Genomic DNA, 16,255 nt, shown 5'->3' with positions numbered 1-16,255 from the left:
GCTACGGCAGCGCCAGCATCCGCTCCAGGGCCAGCTTCGCGAACTGCTCGGTCTCGCGGTCGACTTCGATGCGGTTGACGAGCTTGCCGTCGGCGAGCGACTCCAGGGCCCACACCAGGTGCGGCAGGTCGATCCGGTTCATGGTCGAGCAGAAGCAGACCGTCTTGTCGAGGAAGACGATCTGCTTGTCCTCGGCGGCGAATCGGTTCGCCAGGCGGCGCACGAGGTTCAGTTCGGTGCCGATCGCCCACTTGGAGCCGGCCGGGGCCGCCTCCAGGGTCTGGATGATGTGCTCCGTGGAGCCCACGTAGTCCGCGGCGGCGACGACTTCGTGCTTGCACTCGGGGTGGACGAGCACGTTCACGCCCGGTATGCGGGCCCGCACGTCCTCGACCGACTCCAGCGAGAAGCGACCGTGCACCGAGCAGTGCCCGCGCCACAGGATCATCTTCGCGGCGCGCAGCTGCTCGGCGGTCAGACCGCCGTTCGGCTTGTGCGGGTTGTAGACGACGCAGTCGTCCAGGGACATCCCCATGTCGCGCACGGCGGTGTTCCGGCCGAGGTGCTGGTCGGGCAGGAACAGGACCTGCTCGCCCTGCTCGAAGGCCCACTCCAGCGCCCGCTTCGCGTTCGACGACGTACAGATCGTGCCGCCGTGCTTGCCCGTGAACGCCTTGATGTCCGCCGAGGAGTTCATGTACGAGACGGGCACCACCCGCTCCGCGATCCCGGCCTCGGTCAGCACGTCCCAGCACTCGGCGACCTGCTCGGCCGTCGCCATGTCGGCCATCGAACAGCCCGCGGCCAGGTCGGGGAGCACGACCTTCTGGTCGTCGCCGGTCAGGATGTCCGCGGACTCGGCCATGAAGTGCACACCGCAGAAGACGATGTACTCGGCCTCGGGGCGGGCGGCGGCGTCACGGGCCAGCTTGAAGGAGTCGCCGGTCACGTCGGCGAACTGGATGACCTCGTCGCGCTGGTAGTGGTGGCCGAGCACGAAGACCTTCTCGCCGAGCCGCTCCTTGGCGGCGCGGGCGCGCTCCACCAGGCCGGGGTCCGAGGGCGAAGGCAGGTCGCCGGGGCACTCCACGCCGCGCTCGCTCCTGGGGTCGGCCTCGCGGCCGAGCAGCAGCAGGGCCAGCGGCGTCGGCTGTACGTCAAGCTCGGAGCTGTCCACGGTGGACTGGGCGGTGGTCACGACACACACCCTTTCTTCTGTGACGAACGCGGCCGGGACCGCGTTCCGAGTGGGCCGGGGGTCGGCACCACGCATCCTTTTCGTCGAATTGACGTTATCTATCATAACTGCTTCACGTCACTTTGACGATGGCCATAGTGTCGATGTGACGCATCCCCCGTGCGGCCCTGTGTGCGAGCATGGGAATGAACACGCGTCACCGCCGGTTGCAACCGTCGGCAAGCAGTCTCCGTACAACCCGGGAGAGAAGCAGATGTCCGTATCGGACGAGACCACCACCGTGAGCGACGGCATCCTCCTGTCGGACGCCGCCGCGGACAAGGTCAAGGCCCTGCTGGACCAGGAAGGCCGGGACGACCTGGCGCTGCGCGTGGCCGTTCAGCCCGGCGGCTGCTCGGGCCTCCGTTACCAGCTCTTCTTCGACGAGCGCTCGCTCGACGGCGACGTCGTCAAGGAGTTCGGCAGCGTGAAGGTGGTCACCGACCGCATGAGCGCTCCGTACCTGGGCGGCGCCTCCATCGACTTCGTCGACACCATCGAGAAGCAGGGCTTCACGATCGACAACCCGAACGCCACGGGTTCCTGCGCCTGCGGCGACTCGTTCAGCTGAGCGCGTCCGGCTGAGCGCACCGCTCGGCCCGCGCGAAAAGGCGGCGGCACCCCTTCGTGGGGCGCCGCCGCCTTCGTCGTGCCTGCCCCGGCGTCCGGGGCGCTCGGCGGGCCGGAGCGCTCGGCGTGTTCGGGGGCGCTCAGCGCGTCCGGGGTGCCGGAACGCCCTCGTGCCTGCCGTCGTCCCGCGGTACCGCCTTGCCCCCCTCGGTCACGACCGCACGGTCGCCGAGCGGCTCGTCCAGCTGTACGGAGAGCTTGTAGGACTGCGCCATCGCGACACACACCGTGCCGTTCTTCATGGTCTCGGTGATCCGCACGGCGACCCGGTCGCCGCTCTCGTCCGCCGACACCGCGTACGTACTGCACACGCCGCCCGTGAAGTACACGGTCAGCGTCCGCCCCGCCGTGCTGTAGCCGTCGGCCCTCACCCCGTGGGTGCGGGTGTCCGGGTCATCGGGCCCGGACGTCGGACCCTGCGAGGGGGCGGCGGTCCCGGGCGCGCGCAGATACTTCGGGTCCACGGCCGGATGGGTCACCGTGTAGCTCTCCGTCGCGTCCTCGGGCCGCACCTCGAACAGCCAGGACGGCACCAGGGCGGTGCGGCCGTCCACGAACTGCGCCGCGAGGCCGAACTCCGCGCCCTTCACCGCGATCGGCTCCGCCGGACGCGGAGCGAAGTCCTCCGGGCAAGGAGCGTCCTTGCTGCTGTCCTTGCCGCTCTCCTTGTCGCCGTCCCCGTGCGGCACCGGGGACGCGCAGCCGCCGATGTCCACGTGGCCGCCCCCGCCGGACTTGTTGAGCAGGTCCAAGGCCTTGTCGGCGCTCACGACGGGATACGTCGCACCCTTCTCCGGCTCGGTCAGACGACCGGACGCCCCGACGACCCCGCCGTCCGCCCCGACCTGCACCCCTGTCGACCAGCCGTACGTCGGCAGACCGGCGACCTCCGGGTCGGCGTTCACCACCCGCACCGACCCCATGAGCTGGCGCGCGTCCAGCTTTGCGCCGTCCAGGCCGGCGGCCTTCAGGACGGGGGCGGCCGCCTTCTTCGCCGCCGCCTCGCCGACGGCGCCGCCCGAGTCGTCGGGGTGCAGCTCGGCGGGGCTCCGGTCGGCCGTCCCGCCGCCCTGGCCCGGACAGCGCTTGCCCTTCAGACAGTTGTCGGAGCCGGGCGCCTGGTGCCGGGTGTAGGTCCACGTGCCGGGCGCCTCCTTGCCGACCTGGAGCGCGGGACCGCTGCCGTCGTTGGAGGGACCGACCCGCCAGGTGCCGTCGCGCACGACCGGGGTGCCGGACAGGCCGAGGGCCTCCGCGAGCCGGGACACCTGCTCCCGGCCGACCTCGCCGCGCACATGCTGCACGGCGGCCGACTCCGGTCCCTCGGGCAGCTCGCCGTCCGCCCTGTACGTCGCGCCGCTCGGGTCGGGCTCGCCCGGGGCGATGCCGCCGGTGCCGCCGCTGCTCCCGCTGCTGCCGTCCGGTCCCTGGGCCGGGCCCTGGTGCGTGCGTCCGTCGCGGTCGCCCGCGTACCCGTCGAGAGTGAGGAGGGGCGGCGCGCCGCCGTCGCCCGTCGCGCTGTCACGGCCGCCGCCGTCGTCGGACGACGCCGTCGCCAGATAGGCCCCGCCGCCGCCCGCGAGCAGCACCGCGGCCGCGACCGAGGCGACCACCAGGGAAGTCCGCCGCCGTTGTCCGTCCTGCGTCTGCTCGCTGCTCACCGCATCGCTCCCTAGAACGCCAGCCGTCCCCGAGACCCCACCTGTGGGGCTCGGGCGTACACTGCATCCCCTTCACGGGGGACAGCGGTGGGACGCGGCGGGGGAGCGCACGGTTCCCTCGGACGCACGCCGGGGTGTACGCGGCCTGTTCAGTCGCCGTAGTCCGACATCCCGTCGAGGACGCGGGCGGTGGCGGCCGGGACCGTGACCCCGTGGATCAGCGACGGGGGCACCGGTACGACCGGCACGGCCGGCACCACCCAGTGCGGGACCATGCGGACGCAGGCGCCGCGCAGCGACTCCAGGGTCTCGGGAGCCTGGTCGGCGGTGTGCCGGGGAACACTCTGCTTCACGTAGACGGCCATAACGGAACCGTATGCACCGCTTGCCCCATGGAGAAAGACCTACTATTGGGTATTTTTGGCCCCTACAACGAGGGCTCCGCGACCGGATAGCGTTAACCGTCAACCCCTCGCCTCCTTGCAGGAGCTTCCAGCCGTGCGAATCGCAGTCACCGGCTCCATCGCCACCGACCACCTCATGACCTTCCCCGGCCGCTTCGCCGACCAACTGGTCGCCGACCAGCTGCACACGGTGTCGCTGTCGTTCCTGGTCGATGCCCTCGACGTCCGCCGCGGCGGCGTCGCCGCCAACATCTGCTTCGGCATGGGCCAGCTCGGCAGCGGCCCGGTCCTCGTCGGCGCGGCGGGATCCGACTTCGACGAGTACCGCGCCTGGCTCGACCGGCACGGCGTGGACACCCACTCCGTACGCATCTCCGAGACGCTGCACACCGCGCGCTTCGTGTGCACCACGGACGCCGACCACAACCAGATCGGCTCCTTCTACACCGGCGCGATGAGCGAGGCCCGCCTCATCGAGCTGCAGGCGGTCGCCGAGCGCGTCGGCGCCCTCGACCTGGTCCTGATCGGCGCGGACGACCCGGAGGCCATGCGCCGCCACACCGAGGAGTGCCGCACCCGCGGCATCCCGTTCGCGGCGGACTTCTCCCAGCAGATCGCCCGCATGGACGGCGACGAGATCCGCAACCTCCTGGAAGGCGCGACCTACCTCTTCTCCAACGAGTACGAGAAGGGTCTGATCGAGTCCAAGACCGGCTGGACCGACGCGGAGATCCTGGCCAAGGTCGGCCACCGCGTCACCACCCTCGGGGCCAACGGCGTGCGCATCGAGGCGGTCGGGCAGGACCCGGTGGTCGTCGGCGTGCCCGAGGAGAAGGCCAAGGCGGACCCGACGGGTGTGGGTGACGCCTTCCGCGCCGGGTTCCTCTCCGGTCTGTCCTGGGGCGTCTCGCACGAGCGTGCGGCGCAGGTCGGCTGCATGCTCGCCACCCTGGTGATCGAGACGACCGGCACCCAGGAGTACGAGCTGCACCGCGCCCAGTTCATGGAGCGCTTCACCAAGCAGTACGGCGACGAGGCCGCCCTCGAGGTCAAGGTCCACCTGCCGTAGCGGGACGGCCGGGCGCGACACCCCGCGCCCGGCCTCCCTCCCGCAGGGGGGCCTGCCCGCGGCAGGGAGCTAGACCAGGCGGCGTACCACGTACGCCACCACTCCGTGCCCCCGCTCCGCCGGCCCCACGTACTCCTGTTTCCGCGTCCAGCACCACGCCGGGATGTCCACGGCCGCGACCTCGTCGTCCGACAGGACGGTGACCTCGCCGCCGACGCGGACCCGGGGGAGCGCCTTCGCGAGTTCGATCACGGGCTGGGGGCAGCGTTCACCGACCGCGTCGACCGTCAGCTCCGCCAGGGTGCCGGGCGCGTCCGGGGCGACGGGCGCCCCCAGCTTCTCGCGCACCCCGGCCACGGCCCCCGGCAGCACGTCGAGGAAGCGCTCGACGTCCGCGGCACCGGTCCCGGGCGGCAGCGACAGCCGGACGTTGCCCTCGCTGACCACGCCCATCGCCTTGAGCACATGGCTCGGCGTCAGCGTGCTGCTCGTACAGGAGGAGCCGGACGAGACGGAGAAGCCCGCGCGATCCAGCTCGTGCAGCAGGCTCTCGCCGTCGACATAGAGACAGGAGAAGGTGACGAGGTGCGGCAGGCGCCGCTCCGGCGCGCCGACGACCTCCACGTCCGGCACCAGCCGCGGCACCCGCGCCCGGATCAGATCCGTCAGCCCGCGCAGCCGCGCCGCCTCCGCGACGGCCTCGGCCCGCACCGCCCGCAGCGCCGCCGCGGCCGCCACGATCGCCGGAATGTTCTCGAACCCGGCGGACCGCCCCGACTCCCGCTCGTCCACGGGACCTTGCGGCGCGAACCGCACGCCCTTGCGCACCACGAGGAACCCGACGCCGGCGGGACCGCCCCATTTGTGGGCACTCGCGCCGAGCAGGGACCAGTCGCCGCCCACCGGCCCCCACGCGAGGGACTGCGCCGCGTCCACGAGCAGCGGCACCCCGGCGGCCCGGCAGGCCTCGGCGACCTCGGCCACCGGCTGCTCGGTGCCCACCTCGTGATTGGCGGACTGCAGACACGCGAGGGCGGTGTCGTCGCGCAGCGCGGCGGCATACGCGTCCGGGCCCACCGCGCCCGTCCGGTCCACGGGAACCTCGGTCACCGTGCCGCCCGCACGCTCATGGGCGGCGGCCGAATGGAGGACGGCCGAATGTTCGACGGCGGACACCACGAGGTGCCGCCCCGCCCGGCGCCGCCCGGCGAGCGCGCCCGCGATCCCGTCGTACAGCGCCCGCGTCCCCGAGGTGGTGAACACCAGCTCGTCCGGCCTGCACCCCACCGCGTCGGCGGCGGCCTCCCGCGCGGCGTCGAGCAGCATCCGCGCCCGCCGCCCCTCCCGGTACAGCCGGCCGGGATCGGCCCACCCCTCGTCGAGCGAGGCTTGCAGGGCCTGCCGGGCAACGGGATGAAGGGGAGCACCGGAGGCGGCATCGAAGTAGGACACGCGCACAAACTAAACGTTCCGCCAGCAGAAGCGCTCCGAAGGGGCGCGGGGAACTGCGCGAGCAAGAGGGACGGACCCGCACCCGCCGAACACGGGGAGGCCCCCCGGCTCGGAAGGCGCGGGGCCGACCCTCCGTCAGATACCGGTGGACGGAGGGGCACCCCACCCCGACAGAGTGACCCGCGGCGCGTTAGGCACCCTCCCCGCGCGACCCCAAATAGCGTCCAGTAGGGTTTGGTCCGCATAAACATCCAAACCCCTGCCCGACGCAGGGCGGCGACCGACCAGCGAGAAGGCCGCAGCCAACCGCGCGGGCGAGACTCTCGGGAAGGCGCTACGTGAGTCCCAACGGCTCCGACCGCTCGCCGCGGCGCCCGATGCGGCGGAAGCTGCTGCAGGCATTGACTGCGGGCCTGGTCCTGGTAACCGCCACCGGTTGCACATACAAGGACTTTCCCCGCCTTGGTATGCCGACCCCGGTCACGGAGGAGGCTCCGCGGATCCTCTCCCTCTGGCAGGGCTCGTGGGCGGCTGCGCTCGCCACGGGCGTGCTGGTCTGGGGCCTGATCCTGTGGAGCGTCATCTTCCACCGGCGCAGCCGCACCAAGGTGGAGGTTCCTCCGCAGACGCGTTACAACATGCCCATCGAGGCGCTGTACACGGTGGTTCCGCTCATCATCGTCTCGGTGCTCTTCTACTTCACGGCACGTGACGAGTCCAAGCTCCTCAAGCTCGACGACAAGCCCGCCCACACCATCAACGTGGTCGGCTTCCAGTGGAGCTGGGGCTTCAACTACATCGAGAACGTGCCGGGCTCCAACAAGGACAACGCCAGGACCGCCAAGGAACTGGACGCCATTCCGGACCGCTTCCGCAAGGACTTCCCGGCGGACGCCGGCGGCGTCTACCAGGTCGGCACGCCCGGCGAGCGGAACCCGCAGAACGGCAACCCGGGCCCGACCCTCTGGCTCCCCAAGGGCGAGAAGGTCCGCTTCGTACTGACTTCGCGTGACGTCATCCACTCCTTCTGGGTGGTTCCGTTCCTGATGAAGCAGGACGTCATCCCGGGTCACACCAACGCCTTCGAGGTCACTCCGAACAAGGAGGGCACCTTCATGGGCAAGTGCGCCGAGCTGTGCGGCGTCGACCACTCCCGGATGCTCTTCAACGTCAAGGTCGTCTCTCCCGAGCGCTACCAGAAGCACCTCGAGGACCTCGCGAAGAAGAACCAGACCGGTTACATCCCGGCCGGCATCGAGCAGACGGGCCACGAGAAGAACCGGGAGACGAACAACCTGTGAGCATCCTCAACGAACCCCAGGGTGCCGCGGCAGCAGAGGACTCGTACGAGAACGAGCTGCCGGTCAGGCGCAAGCAGCCGGGCAACGTCATCATCAAGTGGATGACCACCACCGATCACAAGACGATCGGCACGCTGTATCTGGTCACGTCGTTCGCGTTCTTCTGCATCGGCGGCGTCATGGCGCTCTTCATGCGCGCCGAGCTGGCCCGGCCGGGTACGCAGATCATGTCGAACGAGCAGTTCAACCAGGCGTTCACGATGCACGGCACGATCATGCTGCTGATGTTCGCGACGCCGCTGTTCGCGGGCTTCGCGAACTGGATCATGCCGCTCCAGATCGGCGCCCCCGACGTGGCCTTCCCACGTCTGAACATGTTCGCCTACTGGCTGTACCTGTTCGGCTCGCTGATCGCGGTCGGTGGCTTCCTCACCCCGAACGGCGCCGCGGACTTCGGCTGGTTCGCCTACTCGCCGCTCTCGGACGCGGTCCGGTCGCCGGGCATCGGCGCCGACATGTGGATCATGGGTCTGGCCTTCTCCGGCTTCGGCACGATCCTCGGCTCGGTCAACTTCATCACCACCATCATCTGCATGCGCGCCCCCGGCATGACGATGTTCCGCATGCCGATCTTCGTGTGGAACGTGCTGCTCACGGCCGTGCTCGTGCTGCTCGCCTTCCCGGTGCTCGCCGCCGCGCTGTTCGCCCTGGAGGCGGACCGCAAATTCGGTGCCCATATCTTCGACGCGGCCAATGGCGGCGCCCTGCTGTGGCAACACCTCTTCTGGTTCTTCGGCCATCCAGAGGTGTACATCATCGCGCTCCCATTCTTCGGAATCATTTCCGAGGTCATTCCGGTCTTCTCCCGCAAGCCGATGTTCGGCTACATGGGCCTGATCGGCGCGACCATCGCGATCGCCGGTCTTTCCGTGACGGTGTGGGCGCACCACATGTACGTCACAGGCGGTGTACTCCTACCGTTCTTCTCCTTCATGACGTTCCTCATCGCCGTACCGACGGGCGTGAAGTTCTTCAACTGGATCGGAACGATGTGGAAGGGGTCCTTGTCCTTCGAGACCCCGATGCTCTGGGCGATCGGCTTCCTGATCACCTTCACCTTCGGTGGTCTGACGGGTGTCATCCTGGCCTCGCCGCCGATGGACTTCCACGTGTCCGACTCGTACTTCGTGGTCGCGCACTTCCACTACGTCGTCTTCGGCACCGTGGTGTTCGCGATGTTCTCCGGCTTCCACTTCTGGTGGCCGAAGTTCACCGGCAAGATGCTCGACGAGCGCCTCGGCAAGATCACCTTCTGGACGCTGTTCGTGGGCTTCCACGGCACGTTCCTGGTGCAGCACTGGCTGGGCGCCGAGGGCATGCCGCGCCGGTACGCGGACTACCTGGACGCCGACGGCTTCACCGCCCTGAACACGATCTCGACGATCTGTTCGTTCCTGCTCGGTCTGTCGATCCTGCCGTTCTTCTACAACATCTGGAAGACCGCCAAGTACGGCAAGAAGATCGAGGTCGACGACCCGTGGGGCTACGGCCGCTCCCTGGAGTGGGCCACGTCCTGCCCGCCGCCGCGGCACAACTTCCTCACGCTGCCGCGCATCCGCAGTGAATCCCCGGCGTTCGACCTGCACCACCCGGAGATCGCCGCCCTCGACCAGCTCGAGAACACCGGTCACGGCGAGAAGGCCCTCGCCGGCAGCAAGGAGGCCGGCAAGTGAAGATCCAGGGCAAGATGTTCATCTGGCTGAGCGTCTTCGTACTGGCCATGGCGATCGTCTATGGCTGGTGGTCGAAGGAGCCCGCCGGTACCACCGCGCTCTTCCTGGCTTTCGGCCTGTGCATCATGATCGGCTACTACCTGGCCTTCACGGCCCGGCGGGTCGACGCCTCGGCACAGGACAACAAGGAGGCCGACGTCGCGGACGAGGCCGGCGAGGTGGGCTTCTTCAGCCCGCACAGCTGGCAGCCGCTGTCCCTGGCCGTCGGTGGCGCGCTCGCCTTCATGGGTGTCGTCTTCGGCTGGTGGCTGCTGTACTTCTCGGCCCCGATGCTGCTGATCGGTCTGTGGGGCTGGGTCTTCGAGTACTACCGCGGCGAGAACCAGAACCAGTAGTCCTCCCGCACCGCGGGCCCGAAGGGGCCCGGACACTCCGTCAGGAGCGTCCGGGCCCCTTCGGCTTTCCGTTCGCCCGTCCGGGGGAATCCGGGGAAACTCGTACGGAGCACTCCGCGCGCCGGACTTGGTGAATCTTCATACCGTGTGCTCATGAGCAACTCACCGCGAATCCGCACGGTACTGAGCTGTACGTTGCTGGTGGTCGCCCTCGGTGCGGGGGCCACGGCCTGCGGCAACGACGGCCATCCGCTCTCGGCCAAGCCGTACGACGCGGCGAGTCAGGTCGCCTTCAACGGGCCCGCGGGCAGCCGGAAGGCCGACCCGGACAAGCCCCTCGAAGTGACCGCCCAGGGCGGCGGCGGACGCATCACCGACGTGACCGCCACCGACGCCATGGGCCGCTATGTGGCGGGCGAACTGCGCGCCGACGGCTCCCGGTGGCGCAGCACGGCGCCGCTGGCCGCGGGCGCGCACTACACCGTCCGGGTCAGCACGGAGGACGACAAGGGCGCACCGGGCCGCAAGGTCCTCACCTTCGCCACGAGCCAGGCCGCCGAGAAGAAGCAGCTGAAGGTCACCTTCGGGCCGCAGGCGGGCAAGTACGGCGTCGGCCAGCCGGCCACGGCGAAGCTCAGCGCCGACGTCAAGGGCAAGCAGGCGAGGACCGCCGTGGAGCGGGCCCTGAAGGTGCGCTCACAGCCCGCCACGGAGGGCGCCTGGCACTGGGTGGACGACCGGACGCTGCACTACCGCCCCAAGGAGTACTGGCCCGCGAACGCCACCGTCGACCTGCACAGCAACCTCGACGGCATCAAGGTCACCGACAAGCTCTGGGGCGCCCCCGCGAAGCCGCTGCGCTTCACCACCGGCGACAAGGTCGAGGCGGTGACGGACGCCGGCGCGCACTCGATGACCGTCTACCGCAACGGCAAGGAGATCAACTCCATCCCGGTGACGACCGGCAAGCCCGGCTACGCCACCCGCAACGGCATCAAGGTGGTGCTCGGCAAGGAGTACGTCGTCCGTATGACCAGCGCCAGCATCGGCTCGGCGGACTTCTACGACAAAATGGTCTACTACGCGACGCGGGTCACCGACAGCGGCGAGTACGTGCACGCGGCCCCCTGGTCGGTGGGCTCCCAGGGGAGCGCGAACACCAGCCATGGCTGCACGGGCATGAGCACGGGCAACGCCGCCTGGTTCTACGAGACCGTCCGCCAGGGCGACATCGTGAAGGTCGTCAACAGCGGCGGCGCCGACATGGACCCGTTCGGGAACGGATTCGGCGACTGGAACGTGAGCTGGGACAAGTGGCGCAAGGGCAGCGCCCTCCTGGCCGACACCAGGGAGGGCCCGACCCGCACGGACGCGGCCCGCCTGCGCCCCCAGCCGACCTGAGGCCCCGGGAGGGCCCCTGAGGGGCCCTGGGGGCCCTGAAGGGGCCCTTCCAGGGGCGCGGGGAACTGCGCGCCCAGCCACAACGCAGCAGCACCCGCCGAACAGCGCCCGGCCCCGCCCCCTCAGGCGCTGAGGGCGTCCCTGCTGCGCAGCAGGGACGCCAAGGCGGAGGCGAACTCCACAGGCTCGACCGGCAAGGTCACCGCGGCCTCCGCACGGCTCCAGGTGGCCAGCCAGGCATCCTGCGGCCGCCCGATGAGCAGAAGCACCGGCGGCGCCTGGAAGACCTCGTCCTTGATCTGCCGGCACACGCCCATGCCGCCGGCGGGCGCGGCCTCCCCGTCGAGGACGCAGACATCGATGCCGCCCTTGTCCAGCTCCCGGAGAACCGCGGGGAGCGTGGCGCACTCGACGAAGCGGACTTCCGGGACGTCACCGGCCGGCCTGCGCCCGGTGGCCAGGCGGACCTGCTCCCGGGTGTTCGCGTCGTCGCTGTAGACCAGCACCGTGGCGGTCGGCTGCATGGTTCCTCCGCTTCGTCGAGGGGATCTCGCGCGGATGCTACCCCTCCCGACACCCCGTCAACAGCGCTTCGGACACCGCCGCGATGGGCCATACGGGCTGGACACACGCCGCAGACACTCCGAACGGCACCCCCCGGGGTGAGGGCGGGATAAGCGACCGACATAATGTCGGTCGTGGCGACAGCAACGACAGTAGATACCGGGCACGCGCACCCGCCGGTCAATCGACCGAACCTCACCAGCGTCGGAACCATCATCTGGCTGAGTTCCGAGCTGATGTTCTTCGCGGCCCTCTTCGCGATGTACTTCACCCTGCGATCGGTGACAGGTCCAGAGCACTGGAAGGAAATGGCGGACAGCCTGAACTTCCCGTTCTCGGCGACGAACACCACCATCCTGGTGCTCTCCTCCCTCACGTGTCAGCTCGGCGTCTTCGCCGCCGAGCGCGGTGACGTGAAGAAGCTCCGGATGTGGTTCATCGTCACCTTCATCATGGGTGCGATCTTCATCGGCGGTCAGGTCTTCGAGTACACGGAGCTGGTCAAGCACGAGGGCCTCTCGCTCTCGTCCGACCCGTACGGCTCGGTGTTCTACCTGACCACCGGCTTCCACGGACTGCATGTGACAGGCGGACTCATCGCCTTCCTGCTGGTCCTCGGCCGCACCTACGCGGCCCGGAGGTTCACCCACGAGCAGGCGACCGCCGCCATCGTCGTGTCCTACTACTGGCACTTCGTCGATGTCGTCTGGATCGGCCTCTTCGCCACGATCTACATGATCAAGTAGTCGGTGGCGGGGACCGCGCGGCGCTTCGGCCGCCCGGACACCCCGACGTACCGACACATTCCAGAAGCATCGACGCAGAAGATCCTGACACCGGGGTAATCCGTGAAAAAGCTCTCCGCACGACGACGCCATCCGCTGGCGGCGGTCGTCGTCCTACTCCTCGCGCTGGCGGCCACCGGGGGGCTGTACGCCGCGTTCGCGCCGGCGGACAAGGCGCAGGCCGACGAAACCGCTCAGTCCCTCGCCATCGACGAGGGCAAGAAGCTCTATGCCGTGGGCTGCTCCAGCTGCCACGGAACCGGCGGTCAGGGCTCCTCCGACGGCCCGAGCCTGGTGGGCGTGGGCGCCGCCGCTGTCGACTTCCAGGTCGGCACCGGCCGGATGCCGCTCCAGCAGCAGGGCGCCCAGGCGCCCAAGAAGAAGGTCATCTACAACCAGGCCCAGATCGACCAGCTGGCCGCGTACGTGGCCTCGCTCGGCGCCGGCCCCAACGTCCCGACCGAGAAGCAGGTCAGCCCCGAGGGCGCCGACATCGCCAAGGGCGGTGAACTCTTCCGTACCAACTGCGCGCAGTGCCACAACTTCACCGGTGAAGGCGGCGCGCTGACGCACGGCAAGTTCGCTCCGAGCCTGGAGGGCGTCAGCCCCAAGCACATCTACGAGGCCATGCAGACGGGCCCGCAGAACATGCCGTCCTTCCCCGACACGACGATGCCGGAGAAGAACAAGAAGGACATCATCGCGTACCTCGACGCGGTCAACGGTGAGAAGACCGAGAGCCCCGGCGGTCTCAAGCTGGGCGGTCTCGGACCGGTCAGCGAAGGCCTCTTCGCCTGGATCTTCGGCCTCGGCGCACTGATCGCGGTCGCCGTGTGGGTCGCCGCCCGGACCGCAAAGGCCAAGAAGTCATGAGTGGACAAGAGAACCCAGAAGAGAACCTGCCCAGCGCGCAGGAGACCGAGCACGGCTCGGTGGCCGTGGCGGGACACGCCGACACGGACCCGTTCGCGGACCCGGGGCTCCCGCCCCACGAGCACCGCGTCCAGGACATCGACGAGAAGGCCGCCCGGCGCTCCGAGCGCACGGTGGCGATGCTCTTCACCATCTCGATGCTGGCCACCGTCGGCTTCATCGCCTCGTTCGTGGCGTTCCCGGTCGACAAGAGCGTCTTCATCTGGCCCATCGGTCACATCAGCGCGCTGAACTTCGCGCTGGGCATGACCCTCGGTGTGGCGCTCTTCTGCATCGGCGCGGGCGCGGTCCACTGGGCCCGCACCCTGATGTCCGACGTGGAGATCGCCGACGAGCGGCACCCGATCGAGGCCGAGCCCGAGGTCAAGGCCAAGGTCATGGCGGACTTCGCGGCCGGTGCCAAGGAGTCCCAGCTCGGCCGGCGCAAGCTGATCCGCAACACGATGTTCGGCGCGCTGACCCTCGTACCGCTCTCCGGTGTCGTCCTGCTGCGTGACCTCGGTCCGCTGCCGGAGGACAAGCTGCGGCACACCCTGTGGTCCAAGGGCAAGCTGCTCGTGAACATGAACACGAACGAGCCGCTGCGCCCCTCGGACGTCCAGGTCGGATCGCTCACCTTCGCCAAGCCCGAGGGCCTGGAGGAGCACGACCACGACTTCCAGACCCAGATCGCCAAGGCGGCCCTGATGATCGTCCGGATCCAGCCGGACAACATCAAGGACAAGCGTGAGCTCGAGTGGTCGCACGAGGGCGTCGTCGCGTACTCCAAGATCTGCACCCACGTGGGCTGCCCGATCTCCCTGTACGAGCAGCAGACGCACCACGTCCTCTGCCCGTGCCACCAGTCCACCTTCGACCTCTCCGACGGGGCCCGAGTGATCTTCGGCCCGGCCGGTCACGCTCTGCCGCAGCTGCGCATCGGCGTGAACGAGGAGGGCTATCTTCAGGCGCTCGGCGACTTCGAAGAGCCCGTCGGCCCTGCCTTCTGGGAGCGCGGATGAGTACCGAGAACAGCACCGCGGCCGAGGCTCCGGCCGCGGCGAACGACAGCCGCAAGAAGGCACCCGCCGGTGAGCGGGTCGCCGACTGGGCGGACGGCAGGCTCGGGATCTACTCCCTGGCCAAGGCCAACATGCGCAAGATCTTCCCGGACCACTGGTCCTTCATGCTCGGTGAGATCTGCCTCTACAGCTTCATCATCATCATCCTCACGGGTGTGTATCTGACGCTGTTCTTCCACCCGTCGATGAACGAGGTGGAGTACCACGGCAGCTACGTGCCCCTGCAGGGCCAGCTGATGTCCGAGGCGTTCAACTCGACCATGCACATCTCCTTCGATGTGCGCGGTGGTCTGCTGATCCGGCAGATCCACCACTGGGCCGCGCTGATCTTCCTCGCCGCCATGTTCGTGCACATGATGCGCGTGTTCTTCACGGGTGCGTTCCGCAAGCCGCGTGAGGTCAACTGGCTGTTCGGCTTCCTGCTGTTCGTCCTCGGCATGTTCACCGGCTTCACCGGCTACTCGCTCCCGGACGACCTGCTCTCCGGCACCGGTGTGCGCTTCATGCAGGGCGCGATCCTGTCCGTGCCGATCGTGGGCACGTATCTGTCGATGTTCCTGTTCGGCGGCGAGTTCCCCGGCGGCGACTTCGTGGCCCGGTTCTACTCGGTCCACATCCTGCTGCTGCCGGGCATCATGCTCGGCCTCGTGGTGGCGCACCTGATCCTGGTCTTCTACCACAAGCACACGCAGTTCGCGGGCCCCGGCAAGTCCAACAAGAACGTCGTCGGCATGCCGCTGCTCCCGGTCTACATGGCCAAGGCCGGAGGCTTCTTCTTCCTGGTCTTCGGTGTCATCGCGGCCATCGCGGCGATCGCCTCGATCAACCCGATCTGGGCGCTCGGACCGTACCGCCCGGACCAGGTGTCCACCGGCGCCCAGCCCGACTGGTACATGGGCTTCGCCGAGGGTCTGATCCGTGTGATGCCGGGCTGGGAGATCAACTTCTGGGGCCACACGCTGGTCCTCGGCGTGATGATCCCGCTGGCGGTCTTCCCGCTGGTCCTCGTGGCCATCGCGGTCTACCCGTTCATCGAGTCCTGGGTCACCGGCGACAAGCGCGAGCACCACATCCTGGACCGCCCGCGCAACGCCCCGACCCGTACCGGCTTCGGTGTCGCCTGGATCACCGCGTACATGGTGATGCTGGTCGGTGGTGGAAACGACCTGTGGGCCACGCACTTCCACCTGTCGCTGAACGCCATCACCTGGTTCGTCCGGATCTTCTTCTTCGTCGGACCGGTCATCGCGTTCATCGTCACCAAGCGGATCTGCCTCGGCCTTCAGCGCCGTGACAAGGAGAAGGTGCTGCACGGACGCGAGTCCGGCATCATCAAGCGCCTCCCGCACGGCGAGTTCATCGAGGTGCACGAGCCGCTCGACTCCGAGCAGCTGCACACCCTCACCGCGCACGAGCAGTACAAGCCGATCGAGGTCGGCCCGACGGTCGACGAGAACGGCGTGCAGCGCAAGGTGAAGGGCTCGCAGAAGCTCAAGGCGAAGCTCTCCAAGGGCATGTACGGCGAGGACAGCCAGATCCCGAAGCCGACCGCCGAGGAGTACAAGGAGATCACGAGCGGCCACGGCCACCACTGATCCCGCGCGCGCATCGACGCGCTGACCCGAGGTC

General features: G+C 68.9%; 15 protein-coding genes. 10 read left to right on the top strand and 5 right to left on the bottom strand.

What is annotated here, in order from left to right; all coding sequences use genetic code 11:
• Position 1 precedes the first annotated feature (1 nt).
• Positions 2-1,198, bottom strand: coding sequence for a quinolinate synthase NadA (gene nadA, locus GPA10_RS31310; RefSeq protein WP_343041530.1), 1,197 nt, complete (start codon positions 1,196-1,198; stop codon positions 2-4).
• A 253-nt stretch (positions 1,199-1,451) separates the two neighbouring features.
• On the opposite strand from nadA, the gene GPA10_RS31300 reads away from it, so the two are divergent.
• Positions 1,452-1,808, top strand: coding sequence for a HesB/IscA family protein (locus tag GPA10_RS31300; RefSeq protein ID WP_030564219.1), 357 nt, complete (start codon positions 1,452-1,454; stop codon positions 1,806-1,808).
• Between the two features lie 139 nt (positions 1,809-1,947).
• Here the strand turns inward: GPA10_RS31300 and GPA10_RS31295 are convergent, their stop codons facing one another.
• Positions 1,948-3,528: a hypothetical protein gene (locus GPA10_RS31295; RefSeq protein WP_343041529.1), complete on the bottom strand. Its 1,581-nt coding sequence runs from the start codon at positions 3,526-3,528 to the stop codon at positions 1,948-1,950.
• A gap of 149 nt (positions 3,529-3,677) precedes the next feature.
• Complete coding sequence (locus GPA10_RS31290) at positions 3,678-3,893, bottom strand: hypothetical protein (RefSeq protein WP_058850468.1); 216 nt, start codon at positions 3,891-3,893, stop codon at positions 3,678-3,680.
• 133 nt (positions 3,894-4,026) lie between these two features.
• Here GPA10_RS31290 and GPA10_RS31285 point away from each other — a divergent pair, with 133 nt between their 5' ends.
• The gene (locus GPA10_RS31285; RefSeq protein WP_343041528.1) at positions 4,027-5,001 is read left to right on the top strand and encodes a carbohydrate kinase family protein; all 975 of its coding nucleotides are present in this window, start codon (positions 4,027-4,029) and stop codon (positions 4,999-5,001) included.
• Positions 5,002-5,070: 69 nt separating this feature from the next.
• On the opposite strand, the gene GPA10_RS31280 is transcribed toward GPA10_RS31285, so the two are convergent.
• Entirely contained in the window at positions 5,071-6,453 is a 1,383-nt protein-coding gene (locus GPA10_RS31280; protein ID WP_343041527.1) for a cysteine desulfurase/sulfurtransferase TusA family protein, read from the bottom strand.
• A 338-nt stretch (positions 6,454-6,791) separates the two neighbouring features.
• On the opposite strand from GPA10_RS31280, the gene ctaC reads away from it, so the two are divergent.
• The 4 genes from ctaC to GPA10_RS31260 all read left to right on the top strand — a co-directional run bounded on the left by ctaC (position 6,792) and on the right by GPA10_RS31260 (position 11,283).
• A complete protein-coding gene (ctaC, locus tag GPA10_RS31275) occupies positions 6,792-7,754 on the top strand; it encodes an aa3-type cytochrome oxidase subunit II (RefSeq protein ID WP_079086744.1) in 963 nt (320 codons plus the stop codon).
• Entirely contained in the window at positions 7,751-9,487 is a 1,737-nt protein-coding gene (gene ctaD, locus GPA10_RS31270; RefSeq protein WP_343041526.1) for an aa3-type cytochrome oxidase subunit I, read from the top strand. Before ctaC ends, ctaD begins: the two co-directional genes overlap by 4 nt.
• Entirely contained in the window at positions 9,484-9,882 is a 399-nt protein-coding gene (locus GPA10_RS31265; RefSeq protein ID WP_058850471.1) for a cytochrome c oxidase subunit 4, read from the top strand. Before ctaD ends, GPA10_RS31265 begins: the two co-directional genes overlap by 4 nt.
• Before the next feature lie 153 nt (positions 9,883-10,035).
• Positions 10,036-11,283, top strand: a complete 1,248-nt coding sequence (locus GPA10_RS31260; protein ID WP_157168394.1) for a L,D-transpeptidase — start codon at positions 10,036-10,038, stop codon at positions 11,281-11,283.
• A gap of 122 nt (positions 11,284-11,405) precedes the next feature.
• Here GPA10_RS31260 and GPA10_RS31255 read toward each other — a convergent pair whose 3' ends face one another.
• Positions 11,406-11,807, bottom strand: a complete 402-nt coding sequence (locus tag GPA10_RS31255; RefSeq protein WP_058850472.1) for a DNA-binding transcriptional response regulator — start codon at positions 11,805-11,807, stop codon at positions 11,406-11,408.
• Positions 11,808-11,972: 165 nt separating this feature from the next.
• Here GPA10_RS31255 and ctaE point away from each other — a divergent pair, with 165 nt between their 5' ends.
• The 4 genes from ctaE (at position 11,973) to qcrB (ending at position 16,221) form a co-directional block, all read left to right on the top strand.
• Positions 11,973-12,593, top strand: a complete 621-nt coding sequence (gene ctaE / locus GPA10_RS31250; protein WP_030564245.1) for an aa3-type cytochrome oxidase subunit III — start codon at positions 11,973-11,975, stop codon at positions 12,591-12,593.
• A 102-nt stretch (positions 12,594-12,695) separates the two neighbouring features.
• Positions 12,696-13,505, top strand: a complete 810-nt coding sequence (qcrC, locus tag GPA10_RS31245) for a cytochrome bc1 complex diheme cytochrome c subunit (protein WP_058850473.1) — start codon at positions 12,696-12,698, stop codon at positions 13,503-13,505.
• Positions 13,502-14,566, top strand: coding sequence for a cytochrome bc1 complex Rieske iron-sulfur subunit (qcrA, locus tag GPA10_RS31240; protein WP_058850474.1), 1,065 nt, complete (start codon positions 13,502-13,504; stop codon positions 14,564-14,566). Before qcrC ends, qcrA begins: the two co-directional genes overlap by 4 nt.
• The gene (qcrB, locus tag GPA10_RS31235; RefSeq protein WP_058850475.1) at positions 14,563-16,221 is read left to right on the top strand and encodes a cytochrome bc1 complex cytochrome b subunit; all 1,659 of its coding nucleotides are present in this window, start codon (positions 14,563-14,565) and stop codon (positions 16,219-16,221) included. The genes qcrA and qcrB overlap by 4 nt, the downstream gene beginning before the upstream one ends.
• Positions 16,222-16,255: the final 34 nt, after the last annotated feature.

It is taken from the genome of Streptomyces typhae (genome assembly GCF_009755605.1).
Lineage (GTDB): Bacteria > Actinomycetota > Actinomycetes > Streptomycetales > Streptomycetaceae > Streptomyces > Streptomyces typhae.
This window is presented reverse-complemented; position numbering and strand designations above follow the sequence as displayed.

What these genes read in the sequence shown, in the direction of transcription:
- GPA10_RS31300 (WP_030564219.1), top strand. Translation starts at nt 1,452, where the DNA reads ATGTCCGTATCGGACGAGACCACCACCGTGAGCGACGGCATCCTCCTG.
- GPA10_RS31290 (WP_058850468.1), bottom strand. Translation starts at nt 3,893, where the DNA reads ATGGCCGTCTACGTGAAGCAGAGTGTTCCCCGGCACACCGCCGACCAG.
- GPA10_RS31260 (WP_157168394.1), top strand. Translation starts at nt 10,036, where the DNA reads ATGAGCAACTCACCGCGAATCCGCACGGTACTGAGCTGTACGTTGCTG.
- GPA10_RS31255 (WP_058850472.1), bottom strand. Translation starts at nt 11,807, where the DNA reads ATGCAGCCGACCGCCACGGTGCTGGTCTACAGCGACGACGCGAACACC.
- ctaE (WP_030564245.1), top strand. Translation starts at nt 11,973, where the DNA reads ATGTCGGTCGTGGCGACAGCAACGACAGTAGATACCGGGCACGCGCAC.
- qcrA (WP_058850474.1), top strand. Translation starts at nt 13,502, where the DNA reads ATGAGTGGACAAGAGAACCCAGAAGAGAACCTGCCCAGCGCGCAGGAG.
- qcrB (WP_058850475.1), top strand. Translation starts at nt 14,563, where the DNA reads ATGAGTACCGAGAACAGCACCGCGGCCGAGGCTCCGGCCGCGGCGAAC.